This window comes from Streptomyces sp. NPDC044063, assembly GCF_056434285.1.
In genome coordinates this window covers 1-17,328 of record NZ_JBWKFM010000051.1, presented here as the reverse complement: position 1 = coordinate 17,328, position 17,328 = coordinate 1, and the positions used below count along the sequence as shown (strand labels likewise).

Sequence of the window (17,328 nt, the reverse complement as noted above, 5' to 3'; positions counted from 1 at the left end):
GGTGGCGTCCCGGGCGCAGGGCGGGGGCGTCGTCGCCCCTGCTGGATATCGCGCTGATCACCTGGTAAGGCTATCGCTCTTCCCCCGGAAGACGTCACGAGCTGCTTTCGTACAAATCCCGGGCCCGAACTTTGACGCTGTGGACAGCGACGGCTCAGCCGACGAGACGCTCGGCCTCGGCGACGGCCTCCACCAGCGTGTCCACGACCGGAACGCCAGCCTCCGCCAGACTCTCCCGGCTGTGCGACCCACCGGTGTACAGCACGGCGTGGGCACCGACGTGCGCCGCCGCCACCGCGTCGTCCACCGCGTCGCCGATCACGACCGTACGGCGGGCGCTCACCCCTTCGAGACCGGCCAGATGGCGGGCCATGTGCTCCGCCTTGCTGCCGCCGGAGGGGCCCGTGCGTCCGTCCACCCGGATGAATCTCCGCTCGATGCCGAAGCCCCGCACCAGCGGCAGCAGGTCCTCGTGCCCGTACATCGACATGATCGACTGTGTGCCGCCGGCCTCCTGCCAGCCGAGCAGCAGCGACTCCGCGCCGTCCGCGAGCGAGCAGCGTATGTGATGGTCCCGGTAGTGCCGGTGGAAGACCCCGTCCATGTGTTCCCACTCGTCCTGGGTGGGCATCCGGCCCATCAGCCGCTCGTAGAACCGCGGGATCGGCACGCAGTACAGCGCCCGGTAGCGCGCGAGGGTGATGGGCTCCAGGCCGATCTCGGCGAAAGCCGCGTTGGTCGCGGACATCACCGCGTCGACGTCGTGGAAGAGGGTGCCGTTCCAGTCCCAGACGATGTGCGCGGTGTCCCCGCCGTTGTTCTGCGTCCCCATGCCACGACCGTACCCGGGGTGGGTGACAGGAGGCTGTGACCCATCCCTCGGACGGGCGCCGGACCGCGCTCAGATCAGGTTCGGGATCTCCTGCACGCCGAACCACATCAGCTCGTGGTCCTCGGCGCCGTCCACCGTGAACAGCGCGTCGTCGTCCCCGCGGTCCGCCGCGCCCAGGGCCGCGGCCGCGGCGGCCACGTCCTCCTCGGCGTCGTCGGAGTCGACGTGCACGGAGGCCGCCTTCCGCAGCGGCACCGGCTCGGCCAGCCGGACCCAGCCCAGCGCGGACCGGTCCAGGCCCGGGTCGGGGTCGATGGTCACGGCGCCGTCGGGCACGTCCACGGCCACGACCACACGCCGGCGCGGGGCCCCGGGGTCGGCGGCCAGCCGGCGCAACGAGCCCTGCGCGGCCCGGCCGAGCGCCGCGTACTCCAGCTCCTCGATGTCGTCGGAGACGTACCACTCGCGCAGGGCGGGGGTGACGGCGTAGGCGTCCAGGGGCGCCGGGCCCAGCTCGCCCGCCTTGTGCACCTCGGCGAGACCGGAGAGGGTCAGGGGGACGTAGACGCGCATGACCGTCGCTTTCCTGGATGACTCAAGAGCTGACTCAAGAGCTGACGAACCGTGGGGCCAGCATACGGGCGCGAGTCCCCCTTCGAAGTGCCGGTCGCCCCGGCCGGCCGGGGCGACCGGCGCCGGCGATCCCCGGCCGCGCCCACCGGGTGCGGCCCGGCTCCCCCGGATAGGTGAATCCACGACGGACGGGCCACCGCCGTCCCGCGTCCTTGCCGCCCTTCCGACGACGCCGATAGAAGATCCCCCACCAGAGCTACCGCCCGGTACGACACACCGGGCCCGGGCACCGCGGGGGCGGGACATGCACAGGACCACGAGCGGCCTCAGGACCACAAGCGGGCTGCGGAGCGCGCCGGCGCGGCGCCCGGACTCCCGGCGGCCGGACGCGCGGCGCGCGGACACCCGGCGCCCCGGCGACGGCCCCGCCGCCCGCCGCCGCGCCCGCGAGCGCCACCCCCGCTACTGGTTCGCCGAACGCCTGCTGCTCACCCTCAGCGGCCAGCGCCCGGTCCACTGGATGCTCGGCTACGCCCTCGGCCCGGCCTACGACCAGCTGGCCGAGCTGGCCCCGCGCACGCCCCTGCGGCCCGAGCCGCCGGGGCGCGCCACACCCGTCGTCCAGCGCTGCGACGAGTTCCGCCCCCGGCCCGGCGTCATCGAGGCCTACGCCCGGATCACCGCCGGCGACCGGTTGCGGGCGCTCGCCTTCCGGCTGGAGCACTGCCCGGACCTGCGCTGGCGCTGCTCGGCCGTCGAGCTGGGCGGGAGCCGGGCATGAGCGTGGACACGCGGAAGGGGCGGGACACCACCGGTGTCCCGCCCCCGTACGGCCGCCCGGGCGGCCCGCTACTCGTCCTACTTCTTGCGACGGCGGCCGCCGCCACCGCTGCGCTGCGCCCGGCGGCGCTCGGCGCGGGTCAGGCCGTCCGCCTCGGAGCGGAACTCGCCCGGCTCGTCGTTGGCGAAGTCACCCTCGACCACGCCGCCCTCGCCGTCCACCGTGGGGGCGGAGAAGTGCAGGTGGGCGGGGCGCTGCGGGGCGTCGAGACCCTTGGCGCGGATCTCCGGGCGGGCCGCCGGAACGGTGTCCTGGACCTTCTCCAGGGACGGGGCGGCGCCCTCCTCGACCGGCACCTCCTCGACCTCCTGGTCGACCTGGACCTCCAGGTTGAACAGGTAGCCGACGGACTCCTCCTTGATGCCCTCCATCATCGCGGTGAACATGTCGAAGCCCTCGCGCTGGTACTCCACGAGCGGGTCCTTCTGGGCCATGGCCCGCAGACCGATGCCCTCCTGGAGGTAGTCCATCTCGTAGAGGTGCTCACGCCACTTGCGGTCCAGGACGGACAGCACGACGCGGCGCTCCAGCTCGCGCATGATGTCGGAGCCGAGCTGCTGCTCACGGGCGGCGTACTGCTCGTGGATGTCGTCCTTGATGGACTCGGCGATGAACTCGGCGGTGATGCCCGCACGGTCGCCGGCCGCGTCCTCCAGCTCCTCGATGGTGACGCGCACCGGGTAGAGCTGCTTGAACGCGCCCCACAGGCGCTCCAGGTCCCACTCCTCCGCGAAGCCCTCGACGGTCTCCTGGCGGATGTAGTCGTCGATGGTGTCGTCCATGAAGTGCTGGACCTGCTCGTGGAGGTCCTCGCCCTCCAGGACGCGACGGCGCTCGGCGTAGATGACCTCGCGCTGGCGGTTGAGCACCTCGTCGTACTTCAGGACGTTCTTGCGGGTCTCGAAGTTCTGCTGCTCGACCTGCGACTGGGCGGAGGCGATGGCCCGGGTGACCATCTTGTTCTCGATCGGCACGTCGTCGGGGACGTTGGCCATGGCCATCACGCGCTCGACCATCTGGGCCTTGAACAGGCGCATCAGGTCGTCACCCAGCGAGAGGTAGAAGCGGGACTCGCCCGGGTCGCCCTGACGGCCGGAACGACCGCGCAGCTGGTTGTCGATGCGGCGGGACTCGTGGCGCTCGGTGCCCAGGACGTACAGGCCGCCGAGCGACTTGACCTCCTCGAACTCCTCCTTCACCGCGGCCTCGGCCCGCTGGAGGGCGTCCGGCAGCGAGGCCGCCCACTCCTCGACGTGCTCCACCGGGTCCAGGCCGCGCTGACGCAGCTCCGCCTCGGCGAGGTCGTCGGGGTTGCCGCCGAGCTTGATGTCCGTACCGCGGCCGGCCATGTTGGTGGCCACCGTGACGGCGCCCTTGCGGCCGGCCTGGGCGACGATGGAGGCCTCGCGCTCGTGGTGCTTGGCGTTGAGGACCTCGTGCGGGATACCGCGCTTGGCGAGCTGCTGCGAGAGGTACTCGGACTTCTCGACCGAGGTCGTGCCGACCAGGATCGGCTGGCCCTTCTCGTGCTTCTCGGCGATGTCCTCGACGACGGCGGCGAACTTCGCGACCTCGGTGCGGTAGATCAGGTCGGACTGGTCCAGGCGCTGCATCGGACGGTTCGTCGGGATGGGCACCACGCCGAGCTTGTAGATCTGGTGGAACTCGGCGGCCTCGGTCATGGCCGTACCGGTCATACCGGACAGCTTGGAGTAGAGGCGGAAGAAGTTCTGGAGGGTGATCGTGGCGAGGGTCTGGTTCTCGTCCTTGATGTCCACCCCTTCCTTCGCCTCGATGGCCTGGTGCATGCCCTCGTTGTAGCGGCGACCGGCGAGGATACGGCCGGTGTGCTCGTCGACGATCATGACTTCGCCGTCCATGACGACGTAGTCCTTGTCCTTCTTGAACAGTTCCTTCGCCTTGATGGCGTTGTTCAGATAGCCGACGAGGGGGGTGTTGACCGACTCGTAGAGGTTGTCGATGCCCAGCCAGTCCTCGACCTTGCCGACACCGGCCTCGTGGATGGCGACCGTGCGCTTCTTCTCGTCGACGTCGTAGTCGCCGGTCTCCTCGACGCCCTTCTGCGGGTTGGCCGGCTCGCCCTTGGTCAGGCGGGTGACGAGCTTGGCGAAGTCGCCGTACCACTTGGTGGCCTGGTCGGCCGGACCGGAGATGATCAGCGGCGTACGGGCCTCGTCGACCAGGATGGAGTCGACCTCGTCGACGACCGCGAAGTTGTGGCCGCGCTGGACGAGCTCGTCCTGCGACCAGGCCATGTTGTCGCGCAGGTAGTCGAAGCCGAACTCGTTGTTCGTGCCGTACGTGATGTCGCAGGCGTACTGCTCGCGGCGCTGCGCCGGGGTCATGTTGGCGAGGATGCAGCCGACCGACAGACCCAGGAACTTGTGCACCCGGCCCATCAACTCGGAGTCGCGCTCCGCGAGGTAGTCGTTCACCGTGATCAGGTGGACGCCCTCGCCGGACAGCGCGTTCAGATACGCCGGGAGGGTGCCGACGAGGGTCTTGCCCTCACCGGTCTTCATCTCGGCGACGTAGCCCAGGTGCAGGGCGGCACCGCCCATCAGCTGCACGTCGTAGTGCCGCTGGCCGAGCACGCGCTTGGCCGCCTCGCGGACGGTCGCGAAGGCCTCGGGCAGCAGGTCGTCCAGGCTCTCGCCGTCCGCGTACCGCTGCTTGTACTCGTCGGTCAGGGCGCGCAGCTCGGCGTCGGAGAGGTGGAGGAAGTCCTCTTCGATGGAATTGACCTGGTCCGCGATGCGGTGCAGCTTGCGCAGGATCTTGCCTTCTCCTGCACGCATGATCTTGCCGAAGACGGACACGTAGGCTGGCTCCTTGCCGGTCGGGCCTGGGCACGGCGGGGTGCGCGGGCACGACGGGACAGTCCCCGCCGCAACGGCCATCGTAAGCGAGGACCCCGCCGCGCCGGGAGGTCCGTCGTCACCTGGGCCGGGTGTCACCCACAGGGAGAACGAACGGCCCTCCCGGAAGGTGCCGGGCACCGGAAATTCGGACACCGCACACGGGTGCCCGTCCCTACACTCCGTTCATGGAGCCCATACGCCTGACCACCGAGCGGCTCACGCTGCGCGCCTTCACCCCCGCCGACGCCCCCGCGGTGCACGCGGCCTGCCAGGACCCCGACATCCCCCGCTGGACGACCGTGCCCTCGCCCTACAGCGCCGAGGACGCCCGCGCCTTCGTCGAGGAGGCCTGCCCGGCCGGCTGGCGGGACGACTCCGCGTACAGCTTCGGTCTCTTCGACCGCGAGGACGGCCGGCTCGTCGGCTCGATGGCCCTGCTGCGGCTCGCGGAGCTGCGCACCGCCGAGCGCCAGGCCGAGCTCGGCTACTGGACCGCCAAGGAGGCCCGCGGCCGCGGGTACACCGTGGAGGCCGCGCGCGAGGTGATCCGCTGGGCCTTCGAGGACCTGGGCGTCGAGCGGCTGGAGTGGTACGCCGAGGCCGGCAACGAGGGCTCGCGCGCCGTCGCCCAGAAGGTGGGCTTCCGGATGGAGGGCACCCTGCGCTCCAAGGTCGTCCGCAACGGCACCCGGCGCGACGTCTGGGTCGGCTCGCTGCTCCCCTCCGACCTCGGCGGGGAGACGGAACAGCCGTACCTGCCGTTCCCCGGCCGGGGCTGAACGGCCCCCGCGCCCGGCCGCGTTGTCAGTGGCCGGTCCTAGGCTGCGGGGTATGACGACCGCCGCCACCGCCGCCAAGGGCCCCTCCCGCTCCAGCCGTACGCCGCCGACGCCCCGCCCCGAGGCGGAGCTGTCCGCCGGCGAGGCCCGGCGGCTCGCCCTGCGTGCCCAGGGCCTGCTCGGCGCGCCGGACCGGCGGGCCGGGACGCGCGGGGTGCTGCGGCGGCTGGGCGCGGTCCAGCTGGACACGATCTCGGTGCTCGCCCGCTCGCACGAGCTCGTGCCGTACGCCCGCCTGGGCGCGGTGGGCCGGGAGGCGGTCGAGCGGGCGTACTGGAGCGGGGACCCCGAGACGGGTGCCTTCGAGTACTGGTCGCACGCGGCGTGCGTGCTGCCCATCGAGGAGTGGCCGCTCTTCGCCTTCCGGCGCCGGGCGCTGCGGGCGCGCGGCCACCGCTGGCACGTGATGCGGGACTCCGAGCGCTCGTGCGCGGCCGTCCGGGACCGGCTCGCGGCCGAGGGCCCGCTGACGGCGGGCGAGCTCGGTGGCGCGCGGAACGGCGGCGAGTGGTGGGACTGGTCCGAGACGAAGATCGCGGTGGAGTGGCTGCTCGACACCGGCGAGGTGGTCTGTTCCCGGCGCCGCGGCTGGAAGCGGGTCTACGACCTGGCCTCGCGCGCGGTGCCTGACGCGCTGTTCCACGACGACCTCGACGACACCGAGTGCGTACGGCGCCTGGTCGCGCAGGCCGGCGCGGCCCTGGGCGTGGCCACCCGGGCCGACCTCGCGGACTACCACCGCCTCAAGGGCGAGCAGGTGGACGCGGTCCTCGTCGGCACGGGGCTGGTGCCGGTCGCGGTGGCGGGCTGGTCCAAGCCGGCCTGGGCGGACCCGGCGGCGCTCGCGGCGCTCTCCGACGGGGCCAGGGGGCGGCACCGCACGACCCTGCTGTCGCCCTTCGACTCGCTGATCTGGGACCGGCCGCGGACGGAGCGGATGTTCGGCTTCACCCACCGGCTGGAGGCGTATGTGCCCAAGGCCCGGCGGGTGCACGGCTATTTCGCCATGCCCCTGCTGACGGGCGGCCGGCTGGCCGGGCGGGTGGACCCGGCCCGCGAGGGCCGGACGCTGGTGGCGCGGCAGGTGTCGCTCGACGGGCCCGCGGCGGTGGAGCCCATGGCCCGGGCGCTGTGGGAGGCGGCGGAGTGGGTGGGCTGCGACGCCGTGCGCGTCGAGCGCTGCGACGACCCGGCCCTGGCCGCGGCGCTGGTCTCGGCCCTCGCCGGGCGCGGCTGAGGGACGCCGGCCGCCGAACGGGCTCGGCCCGATCGGCCCGATCGGCTCGGTTCGGCGGCGCTCAGCGGATCTCGAGGATCTTCTCCCGCATCGCGTAGACCACGGCCTCCATCCGGGAGTGCAGCTGGAGCTTCTCCAGGATGTTGCGCACGTGGTTCTTGACGGTGTTCTCGCTGATGAACAACTCCTTGGCGATGTCCCGGTTGTTCATGCCGGTCGCCACGAGCTTGAGCACCTCCAGCTCACGGTCGGTGAGCCGGGGTGCCGGCACCAGCCGGCGCTCGTCGGTGCGCTGGATCATCGATTTGAACTCGGTCAGCAGCTTGGACGCCATCGAGGGGCTGATCTGCGACTGCCCGTCCGCCACCGCGCGGATGGCGGTCGCCACCTCGTCGGTGGAGATCTCCTTGAGGAGGTAGCCCGTCGCCCCGGCCTTGATGGCGTCGTAGAGGTCGGCCTCCTCGTCGCTGATCGTCAGCATGATGATCTTCGCGCTGGGGGCCACCTCCTTGATGGAGGTGCAGGCCTCGATGCCGCCGCGGCGGGGCATGCGGACGTCCATCAGCACGATGTCGGGCAGCAGGTCGGCCGCCTTGTCCACCGCCTCCGCGCCGTCCCCGGCCTCCCCCACGACCAGGATGTCCTCCTCCTGCGCGAGGACGATCTCCAGCCCCCGGCGGAAGAGCGCGTGGTCGTCCACCACGAGGACCCGGATCGGCTCCTCCCGCGCGGCGCCCCGGTCCGGGTGGGCGCCCTCGTGGTCCTCACCGGGCCCGGTCACGGGTCCGAACCTGTCCGCCATCAGTTCCTCCCCCTGAAGGCCATGGCCCCTCGCGGTTGCGCGGTCTGCGCCGCCCCAACCGGTTCCGGTGGTCCGGCGGTTGGCCCCTCATGATTTCATGCCGGGCCGCCGGGCGGTGCGTTCCGCGCCCGCGCGGCGGTGCCCCGGGAGCGCCGGACGCGCTCCCGGGGCACCGTCACGGGTCGACGGCTCGCCCGGGCCACGGCCGCCGATCACGGCCGTGGCCACGCGCTTCAGCCTCCGAGCGCGCCACCGGCGCCGCCGGGCTCCACCTCGAAGAGCGGGTCGGCGTTGAGGCGGATCACGCCGTAGTCGTAGGCGTGCCGCCGGTAGACGACGCTGGGCAGCTTGGACTCGGAGTCGACGAACAGATAGAAGTCGTGGCCGACCAACTCCATTTCGTAGAGCGCCTGGTCGAGCGTCATCGGGGCTGCGGAGTGGGTCTTCTCCCGGACCACCAGCGGTCCTTCTCCCTGAACCTCCAACGAACCCATGTGTGTGACGGGCACCCCGCCCGTCTGCTGCTCCGAAGCCAGCTGACCGCTGTCGTTGAGTTCCGCGGCGCCGATGACGGCCGCCGCCACATCGCTCGCCGGGATACGTCCGTTGCCCCGGCGGTCGAAGCGCTTGTCGTGCTGCTTGCGCAGCCGCGCCTCGAGCTTGTTCGCTGCCAGATCGAGCGCGGCGTAGGGATCCGTCGCCGCGGCCTCCGCCCGGATCACCGGTCCACGGGAGATCACCGTGATCTCCACCCGGTCCGACCGGTCGGCCTGCCTGGGGTTGGGCTCCTTGGACACCTCCACGTCGAGGCGAATCACCTTGGCGTCCAGCTTCTGGACCTTGTCCAGCTTCAGCTTCTCGGCCACGTGCTTGCGAAACCGCTCGGGGACCTCTGTCTTGCGGCCCTTGACGACGATGTCCACGCAGAACTCCGTTCCCGGACCGCTCCGCCGAAGGTTGCGGAGCGCATCCCTCTTGCAACAGGCCCCGGGGTCTCCCGGAGCCACCGACTAGGCGGTTTCCACCTCCTCCTCCCCCGTCGACAGCACCTGCACCCCACTGCTTCCACGCCTCGTCGAGCTTCTCTCAAGCTTCATCGAAGGCATACGAAGCGCGCCAATCGGAGATATGAGGCATAGCTCCTGCCATTCCTCACAACCGAACATATCTCGCCGGGAAGCCCGTTGGTACCCCCTCCTGGGACGTACCTCCATTCAGGTGTTTTCCCGCCGTTTCCCTTAGGAACGAGGGCCCTTCCCCGACAGTTCCGGTGGGTTTCCGAAACCAGCCGAACGCCGCCGGCGGGGGGTTCACGGGGCCCTCACGGGCACCGCCACCACGGCGGCGGCCACGACGGCGGCGCCGGAGACGGACAGCGCCCTGGCCGCCTCGGCGAGTGAGGATCCCGTGGTCATCAGGTCGTCCACCACCATCACCGGGCCTCCCTCCTGCCACAGCGGTCCCACTGCTCCCGCTACCCCCATCGCCCCCGATACATTCACCCGGCGCCCGCGCGCGTCCAGCCCCGCCTGGTCCGCGACGGCCCGCCGCATCCGCAGCACGGCCGCCACCCGCGCCGGCACCCCGGCGCCCCGCAGCGCCCGCGCCGCCCCCAGCGCGATCCGCCGCCCGGCGTCATGCCCCCGCCCCGCCACCGCCCTCCGCGCGGAAGGCACCGGGACGAGCAGCAACGGGCCACTGGAGCCCCGTGTACCCCACCCCGCTCCTGAGCGTCGCGCCTCCTCCACCGCGCCCGCCAGAGCGGCGCCCAGCGGCTCGGCCAGACCCATCGCCCCGCGTTCCTTGTGCGCGAGCAGCACCTGGCGCACCTCGGCCCCGTACACCGCCGCGGCCCACACCTCCGGCAGGCCGGGCGGCACCGGATCGGGCAGCACCCGGCGCGGCGGCCCGCCGTACAGCCGCTCCCGGCACTCCCCGCACAGCACGGCCCGGGGCCGCCCGCATCCCGCGCAGCGGGACGGCAGCACCAGGTCCGAGATCTCCCGCCACCATCCGCGCACGACTCCACGGTCCCGCGGCGGGCCGGACCCGGCCACCCCTGTGGAAAACCGTGCCCTGTGGAAAACCGTGGACGAGGCCCGCCTACGGCGCCACGATCGGGTGGAGCCCGTCACCCCGGGTAGACCGGGGCCGAGCCCTCCTTGCCCACCAGCTTCCAGTTGGTGTCCGGCAGCAGCCGGAAGATGCCGCCGTCGCCCTCCGCGACCAGCGCCTGCGCCTTGCCGGGGACCTCCGACGCCGCGATGCCCCGCACGCTCGTGATGCCCGGCAGCCCGGAGCCGTTCGGCTGGGACCCGTCGGTCTCCACGTACTGGAGCTGCTGCGGACCGCCCTGCTCGCGCCCCGCCACCAGCAGCCGGCTCGCGCCCGCCCACGACACCGCGGCGACGTCCTCCAGCCGCGGCGCCACGGACCGCAGCTCCTGCACCGAAAGGCTCGGGTGTCCCACGCTCCCCCGACGCTCCACCCTGCCGAGCTTGAGGACCGTATGGTCGCCCTTCGTCACCAGCAGCGCGACCCGGACCCCGTCCGCGGCCACCCGGACCCCGCTGATCCGCCCGCCGTCCAGCCCGGGCACCTGGACCTCCTCGGGAGTGCCCGTCCCGCCGGTCAGCCGCAGCAGCCGCGGCCGGTCCTGGTCCTGGTCGGCGATCCACAGATCGCCCAGCCCGTCCCAGCTCGGCGCGGTCAGCCCGGTCCTCGCGGAGCCGTCGCCGCGCACGGTCAGCCGGGCCTCGCCCAGCGGCGCGCCCGACTGGAGCGGGGCGACGTACAGCGCCTGGCCGCCAGCGGCCACTCCGGCCGCCCGCCGCTGGTTGCGGTCCACCGCGACCGCCCGCAGCTGGGCCGCCCCGTCCGCGCCGAACGGCCCCGGCACCCGGCGCGCCTCGTTGTCGGTGTCGGCCAGGCTCACCATCCTGTGCTGCCCGTCGACGAAGTACTGCCGGTCGGGACGCCCGGAGGCCTGGTCCGGCGCGTACTCCTTGGCCTGCTCCCGGCCCAGCGCGCACAACCGCGAGCCGTCCTTGCGCTGCAGGGTCACATCGGTGACCTTGGCCGACTCCTGCACCGTGTACAGCAGCTGCGCGGCCATGCGCCGGCACTGCTCCTGGTTGGCACCGGCCGCCCGGTCGTTCAGCCGTACCTTCAGCGCGTTGGAGTCGTCCAGCGACAGCCGCTGCTCGACCAGGCGCGTCCCCGTCGGGAAGGCCGTGCCCGCGACCGGCCCCAGCCAGCCCGTGGGGCCGTCCAGCAGCGCCTTCACCCCGGACGTCACCGGGTCGATCCGCTTGCGCAGATACACCGGGTCCGCCACCAGCGCGCCGCGGCCGGCGCCGCCCCCGTCCGGCCCCAGCTCCGCGAAGTAGTACTTATTGACCGAGCGGTAGATGCGCTGGAAGTCCGAGACGCCCAGCACCAGGCCCGCCTCCAGCCTGTCGATGCGCCACTCGCCGTCCTCCTTGGCCATGTGGAGCGTCGTCGTGAACTGTCGCTCGTCCGGCTTGTACGCGTGCTTGGCGTCCACCCGCGCGATCTGCCGGCCGGTCAGCGTGATCGTGTACGCCTGCTCGCGGTCACCGCCGACGCGCTCCACGCGCACCTGGGGCGTACGGTCCAGCACTGTTGTCTCGGCGGACGGGTCCCACTGCCGCTTCACGCCCCTGGCCAGGTACATCCGGGCCGTCTCGTAGTCCGGGTCGTCGCTCGTCGTGGCCTCCAGGAAGCCGGCGACGAGCTCCTGCGGATGCTCGTTCTTGCGCGGCGGCACCCCGTACACCCGCACCTGCGCGTCCGCGTCGGCGCGCTGCGAGGAGTCCACCGACGTCACCTCGCCGCTGCCGGGCATCGAGGCACAGCCCGCCAGCAGCGCGCCGCCGAGCGCCAGCGCCACGGGGACCGCCGTGCGCCGGCGGCTGAACCGCCGGACCCTACGCCTGACCGTCACGGTCACCCCCGGTCGTTCCGCGGCCGCCGCCCGCGGGCCCGTGCCCGGTCCGGTCGCCGCCCGTGTCGTTCCTGTCCCCGCCGAGCGTGCCGCCCGGACGCGGCACCACCCGCGCCCCGCTGCCGGGCAGCGCGGTGGGGTCCGCCGTCGGGCGCGGGCTCCGGCCCGGCACGGGACCGCCCGGTACGGGGCCCTGCACAGCACCGTTGCGCGTGATCCCGCCCTGCGACGGCACCGGCGCCTGGCGGCCCGGCGTCGTCATCGGCACCCCGGCCTCGTTCAGCCCGCGGTGCCGCCGCGAGTCCTCGGGCTCCAGCGGGATCGGCGAGCCGCGCAGCGAGTCGCCGGCCGTCCGCGGCAGCGTCAGCCGGAACTGCGAACCGCCGCCCGGCTCGCCCCACGCCTGGAGCCAGCCACCGTGCAGCCGCGCGTCCTCGACCGCGATCGACAGGCCCAGACCCGTACCGCCGGTCGTCCGCGCACGCGCCGGGTCGGCCCGCCAGAAGCGGTTGAAGACCCGCGTCGCCTCGCCCGGCTTGAGCCCGACGCCGTAGTCGCGCACCGCGACCGCCACGGCACCGCCGGCCACGGCCAGCCGCACCACCACGTCCCGGCCCTCGCCGTGCTCCACGGCGTTGACCACGAGGTTGCGCAGGATCCGCTCGAGACGCCGCGCGTCGGCCTCCGCGATCACCGGCTGCTCGGCGCCGCGCACCAGCAGCCTGCTGCCCTTGCGGTCGGCCAGCGGCAGGGCCGCGTCGATCACCCGGTTCACCACGTCGCGCAGGTCTATCGGCTCGGCCTCCAGGGCCGCCGCGCCCGCGTCGAAACGACTGATCTCCAGCAGGTCCGCCAGCAGCGACTCGAAGCGGTCGAGCTGGCCGAGCAGCAGCTCCGCCGACCGCGCGGTCACCGGGTCGAAGTCCTGGCGCGCCTCGTGGATCACGTCCGCGGCCATGCGCACCGTCGTCAGCGGCGTCCGCAGCTCGTGCGAGACGTCCGAGACGAAACGGCGCTGCATCCGCGAGAGCTCCTCCAGCTGCTGGATCTTCACCTGGAGGTTCTGCGCCATCTTGTTGAAGGCCTCGCCCAGGCGCGCGATGTCGTCCTCGCCGGTGACCTTCATCCGCTCCTGCAGCATGCCGGCGGCCAGCCGCTCGGAGATGCTCGCGGCCATCCGCACCGGCGTGACGATCTGCCGCACCACCAGCCACGCGATGGCGCCCAGCAGCACCACCACGAACACCCCGGCCGTCGCCAGGGTCGTCTTGACCAGCGTCAGCGACTTCTCCTCCTGGGTGAAGGGGAAGAGGTAGTACAGCTGGTACGGCTCGCCGTTGACGTCGTACAGGCGCTTGCCGACGATCAGGGCCGGCTCGCCCTCGTCCGACGCGCCGCGCTTGATCGTGCCGGGCTTCTCGAAGGTGCCCGTCCGTACGTCCAGCTGCCGGCGCAGGTCCTGCGGCACACTGCGCTCGGGATCGATGTCCCCCGAGGCCCGCGGGCCGCGCGTGCCCCCGACACCCACATAGCTGCCGTCGCCGGCGGCGCTCAGCGCCACCACGTGATAGACGCCCTGGCCACCGCTGGCCAGCTGCTGCACCAGCGCCGTCAGCCAGGCGCCCGAGTCCGGATTGCCCCGGCCGGCCGCCTGCGAGCCGTCCTGGCTCCGCTCGGCACCCGGGTCGGCGGCGTCCCGCGCCGCCTTGAAACCGCCCTCGGCCTGGCTCTGCGACGCGTGCCGCTTGGCGTCGAGCAGACCGTTGCGCACCTGCCCGATGACCACGACGCCCAGCAGCAGCACCACTCCGAGCGACATCAGCAGCGTGGTGGCGACGACCCGCAGCTGGATGTTGCGCCGCCACAGCCGCATCGCGGGCAGCAGCGGCCGCCGCACCCAGCGCGCGTACAGCCGCAGCAGCGGATGCACCGGGGCCGCGCCCGCACCGTCCGACAGCAGCCTTCCGGCACGCCTCAGCCGGCGGAGGAACGATATGCCCCCGCCCGACGCCGCGGACGTGCCGACGGGCCGCCCCGTGTCCCGCTCCGGAGCGGCACCGTTGCCAGGCATGTCAGCTCGGCCCCGCCTTGTAGCCCACGCCACGGACGGTCACCACGATCTCCGGCCGCTCGGGGTCCTTCTCGACCTTCGAGCGCAGCCGCTGCACGTGCACGTTCACCAGCCGCGTGTCCGCGGCGTGGCGGTAGCCCCAGACCTGCTCCAGCAGCACCTCACGGGTGAACACCTGCCACGGCTTGCGGGCGAGCGCCACCAGCAGGTCGAACTCCAGCGGCGTCAGCGCGATCGACTGACCGTCGCGCTTCACCGAGTGCCCGGCCACGTCGATCACCAGATCGCCGATGGTCAGCTGCTCCGGAGCCGGCTCCTCCGACCGCCGCAGGCGCGCCCGGATCCGGGCCACCAGCTCCTTCGGCTTGAACGGCTTGACGATGTAGTCGTCCGCGCCGGACTCCAGCCCGACCACCACGTCGACCGTGTCGCTCTTCGCCGTCAGCATCACGATCGGCACGCCGGACTCGGCCCGGATCAGCCTGCACACCTCGATGCCGTCACGGCCGGGCAGCATGAGATCGAGCAATACAAGATCGGGTTTTGCCTCGCGAAATGCGGCGAGTGCCTTGTCGCCGTCCGCTACGAACGACGGCTCGAAACCCTCACCACGAAGCACGATTCCGAGCATCTCGGCCAGTGCGGTGTCGTCGTCGACGACAAGGACGCGTCCCTTCATATCGACATCATCCCATTACCCGATCGTGACCTGTCACACAGCTCCGCCAGACCCGCTTCCGTGACGGGTGAAAGAACGCCGTTTTCCGTGACAATCGCGGTCACCAACTCCGGCGGTGTGACATCGAACGCAGGATTGTAGGCCTGCGTTCCGACCGGCGCGACGGGCACGGACACCGCCCCGGCGGGCCCGCCACCGGGCCCCGGCACCTCCGTCACCTCGTGCCCCGGACGCTGCTCCACCTCGATCGCGGCGCCCTCCGGGGTCTCCGCGTCGACGGTCGTCGTCGGAGCGACCACGATGAACGGAACGTGGTGGTAGCGGGCCAGCACGGCCAGCGGATAGCTGCCGACCTTGTTGGCCACCGAGCCGTCGGCCGCGATCCGGTCCGCGCCGATCAGCACCGCGTCCACCTCCCCGGCCGAGAACAGCGAACCCGCCGCGTTGTCGGTGAGCAGCGTGTACGGCATCCCGGACCGGCCGGCCTCGTACGCCGTCAGCCTGGCCCCCTGCAACAGCGGACGCGTCTCGTCCACCCACAGCCGCCGCAGCTCACCGGCCCGGTGCGCGGCGCTCGCCACGGCGAACGCGGTTCCTTCGCCGCCCGAGACCAGGGCGCCGGTGTTGCAGTGGGTCAGGATGCGGAAACCGCCCCCGGGCAGCAGCTCCTGGAGCAGGGCGAGGCCGTGCGCGGCCATCCCGGCGCTGGCCTCGGCGTCCTCCCGGTGGAGGGCCCGCGCCTCGGCGAGGGCGGCCGCCGCGGCCCCCTCCGCGTCCGCGCCGCCCTCGGCGGCGGCACGGTGGGCGGCGTGCGCGCGCCGTACCCCGTAGGCGAGGTTGACGGCCGTGGGCCGGGCCCGGGCGAGCATCTCGGCGGCCCCGTCCACGTCGAAGCCGCGTACGGCGGCCAGGGCGACCCCGTAGGCCCCCGCGACGCCCAGCAGCGGCGCGCCGCGCACGGCGAGCGTGGCTATCGCCTCGATCAACGCCGGGACGTCGGTGCAGACCAGCTCGGTCTCCTCGGCGGGAAGCCGGCGTTGGTCCAGGAGAACGATCACGGGCCCTTCCGGAAGCTCCTCCCAGCGGAGGGCGGGAACGGCGGACGATCCGGGGCGGGAGGCGGGTACCACGGGGTGATCAGCCATTCGTCCAGTCTGCCCCGCGCGACCCGACTATTGAAGGCCTCCCCTGCCCGGCTCCCCCTTACGAGAGCCCCGTACGAGCCCATGGGGGCCGTGGGACCGCCGTGACACGATGACTGACTGGTAAGAAACGCAGAAGGAGTTACCGAGATGAACGACTCTCCGGGCCGCGCCCGCGCCGACAGCGGTGGCGGACGGCAGGGCGGAAACGGCGGCCCTGGAGGCCCTGGCGGGCCCGGCTGGGGCCCAGGAGGCGGCTGGGGCGGCCAGCTGTACACCCCGGCCCCCCAGCCCGGTGTGATCCCCCTGCGGCCGCTGACCCTCGGCGAGATCCTGGACGGCGCCTTCAGCGCGGCCCGCCGGCACTGGCGGACGGCACTGGGCGTCTCGTTCGCCGTCTCCCTGGGCACACAGGCCGTGGCCACCACGGTCACGGGCCTGTGGTTCCGGGACATGCCCGATGTGAACGATCTCGACGAGGGCACTCCGCTGAAGGAGGCCCTCAAGGCCTTCGGCAAGGAGCTGAGCGGGACGGCCGCGATGGGGCTCGTCGGCCTGGTGGGCTCGATCTTCGCCGCCGCCATGCTGACCTTCGTGGTGAGCCGCGCCGTCCTGGGCCGCCCGGTCACCGCGCGGGAGGCCTGGGCTAACACCCGGCCGCGCCTGCCGGCCATGGCGGGCCTGTTCTGCCTGGTCCCCCTGCTCATCGCCGGAGCGCTCCTGGTCGGCGTCCTGCCGGGCGTGCTGCTCGTGGCGAGCGGTACGGAGGGCCCGGCGCTGGTGACCCTGCTGGCGGGCGGTGCGGGCGGCCTGGTCCTGGCCGTGTGGCTGTGGATCCGCTACAGCCTCGCGGCGCCGGCTCTCGTCCTGGAGCGTCAGGGCGTGATCGCGAGCATGCGCCGTTCGGCGAAACTGGTGAGCGGCTCGGGTGGGCGGGTTCTCGGAATACAGATTCTCGCCGCTCTTCTTGTGGTCATGCTCGGCACATTGGTGCAGGTGCCAGCCAGCGTCATCACCATGATCTTTATTGGCGACGATGCCGCGGCCACCGGTCTTGCCTCGGGCGACATGAGCCTTACGCAATTGATCATCAATGGCGTCGCCGCCACTATTTCCTCGACGATCGCTCTGCCGATTACGGCCGGTGTGACGGCTCTGCTGTATATGGATCAGCGCATTCGGCGTGAATCCCTGGACATCGAACTCGCGCAGGCGGCTGCGGAGGACGAGCGGTAGTAGGCGATTCCTTTCCTCGCCTCCTCCCCCGCCGTCGTGGGGAGGAGGTACGGGGGAGTCGCACCCGCCTCTGAACGCAAAAAAGCCGTAGGCCCTGGAACCAGATTTCTCTGTTTCCAGGGCCTACGGCATTTCAAAAGGAGTTCGGCGGCGTCCTACTCTCCCACAGGGTCCCCCCTGCAGTACCATCGGCGCTGAAAGGCTTAGCTTCCGGGTTCGGAATGTAA

Annotated in this window: 14 protein-coding genes and 1 rRNA gene; 4 read left to right on the top strand and 11 right to left on the bottom strand. The window is 72.3% G+C overall.

The window, feature by feature from the left end; all coding sequences use genetic code 11:
- Positions 1–154: 154 nt before the first annotated feature.
- Positions 155–832 carry an HAD family hydrolase gene (locus tag AC07BS_RS34125; RefSeq protein WP_478650697.1) on the bottom strand — a complete coding sequence of 226 codons (678 nt, stop codon included), beginning with the start codon at positions 830–832 and terminating at the stop codon, positions 155–157.
- 69 nt (positions 833–901) lie between these two features.
- Positions 902–1,405 carry a DUF6912 family protein gene (locus AC07BS_RS34120; protein WP_478650699.1) on the bottom strand — a complete coding sequence of 168 codons (504 nt, stop codon included), beginning with the start codon at positions 1,403–1,405 and terminating at the stop codon, positions 902–904.
- A 304-nt stretch (positions 1,406–1,709) separates the two neighbouring features.
- Here AC07BS_RS34120 and AC07BS_RS34115 point away from each other — a divergent pair, with 304 nt between their 5' ends.
- Complete coding sequence (locus AC07BS_RS34115) at positions 1,710–2,186, top strand: Rv3235 family protein (protein ID WP_478935461.1); 477 nt, start codon at positions 1,710–1,712, stop codon at positions 2,184–2,186.
- Positions 2,187–2,263: 77 nt separating this feature from the next.
- Here the strand turns inward: AC07BS_RS34115 and secA are convergent, their stop codons facing one another.
- A complete protein-coding gene (secA, locus tag AC07BS_RS34110; protein WP_478650703.1) occupies positions 2,264–5,086 on the bottom strand; it encodes a preprotein translocase subunit SecA in 2,823 nt (940 codons plus the stop codon).
- A 227-nt stretch (positions 5,087–5,313) separates the two neighbouring features.
- On the opposite strand from secA, the gene AC07BS_RS34105 reads away from it, so the two are divergent.
- Together AC07BS_RS34105 and AC07BS_RS34100 are read left to right on the top strand one after the other, a co-directional pair.
- Complete coding sequence (locus AC07BS_RS34105; RefSeq protein WP_478650705.1) at positions 5,314–5,907, top strand: GNAT family N-acetyltransferase; 594 nt, start codon at positions 5,314–5,316, stop codon at positions 5,905–5,907.
- A gap of 52 nt (positions 5,908–5,959) precedes the next feature.
- Positions 5,960–7,204 carry a winged helix-turn-helix domain-containing protein gene (locus tag AC07BS_RS34100; protein WP_478650707.1) on the top strand — a complete coding sequence of 415 codons (1,245 nt, stop codon included), beginning with the start codon at positions 5,960–5,962 and terminating at the stop codon, positions 7,202–7,204.
- A 61-nt stretch (positions 7,205–7,265) separates the two neighbouring features.
- Here AC07BS_RS34100 and AC07BS_RS34095 read toward each other — a convergent pair whose 3' ends face one another.
- The 7 genes from AC07BS_RS34095 to mtnA form a co-directional block, all read right to left on the bottom strand.
- Complete coding sequence (locus tag AC07BS_RS34095) at positions 7,266–8,006, bottom strand: response regulator (RefSeq protein WP_478650709.1); 741 nt, start codon at positions 8,004–8,006, stop codon at positions 7,266–7,268.
- A 233-nt stretch (positions 8,007–8,239) separates the two neighbouring features.
- Positions 8,240–8,929 (bottom strand): ribosome hibernation-promoting factor, HPF/YfiA family, encoded by a 690-nt coding sequence (gene hpf, locus AC07BS_RS34090; RefSeq protein WP_478650711.1) that lies wholly within the window; start codon positions 8,927–8,929, stop codon positions 8,240–8,242.
- A gap of 387 nt (positions 8,930–9,316) precedes the next feature.
- A complete protein-coding gene (locus AC07BS_RS34085) occupies positions 9,317–10,027 on the bottom strand; it encodes a ComF family protein (RefSeq protein ID WP_478935460.1) in 711 nt (236 codons plus the stop codon).
- 110 nt (positions 10,028–10,137) lie between these two features.
- Positions 10,138–11,973 (bottom strand): LpqB family beta-propeller domain-containing protein, encoded by a 1,836-nt coding sequence (locus AC07BS_RS34080; RefSeq protein WP_478650715.1) that lies wholly within the window; start codon positions 11,971–11,973, stop codon positions 10,138–10,140.
- On the bottom strand, positions 11,957–14,044 hold the full coding sequence (gene mtrB / locus AC07BS_RS34075) for an MtrAB system histidine kinase MtrB (protein ID WP_478650717.1): 2,088 nt from the start codon (positions 14,042–14,044) through the stop codon (positions 11,957–11,959). The genes AC07BS_RS34080 and mtrB overlap by 17 nt, the downstream gene beginning before the upstream one ends.
- A gap of 1 nt (position 14,045) precedes the next feature.
- Positions 14,046–14,723 carry a two-component system response regulator MtrA gene (mtrA, locus tag AC07BS_RS34070; RefSeq protein ID WP_010356958.1) on the bottom strand — a complete coding sequence of 226 codons (678 nt, stop codon included), beginning with the start codon at positions 14,721–14,723 and terminating at the stop codon, positions 14,046–14,048.
- Positions 14,720–15,868 carry an S-methyl-5-thioribose-1-phosphate isomerase gene (mtnA, locus tag AC07BS_RS34065; protein ID WP_478935459.1) on the bottom strand — a complete coding sequence of 383 codons (1,149 nt, stop codon included), beginning with the start codon at positions 15,866–15,868 and terminating at the stop codon, positions 14,720–14,722. Before mtnA ends, mtrA begins: the two co-directional genes overlap by 4 nt.
- A 147-nt stretch (positions 15,869–16,015) precedes the next feature.
- Between mtnA and AC07BS_RS34060 the strand changes: the two genes are divergently transcribed.
- Entirely contained in the window at positions 16,016–17,101 is a 1,086-nt protein-coding gene (locus tag AC07BS_RS34060; protein ID WP_478935458.1) for a hypothetical protein, read from the top strand.
- Between the two features lie 142 nt (positions 17,102–17,243).
- On the opposite strand, the gene rrf is transcribed toward AC07BS_RS34060, so the two are convergent.
- Positions 17,244–17,328: ribosomal RNA gene (gene rrf / locus AC07BS_RS34055) — 5S ribosomal RNA — on the bottom strand; the annotation flags it as partial.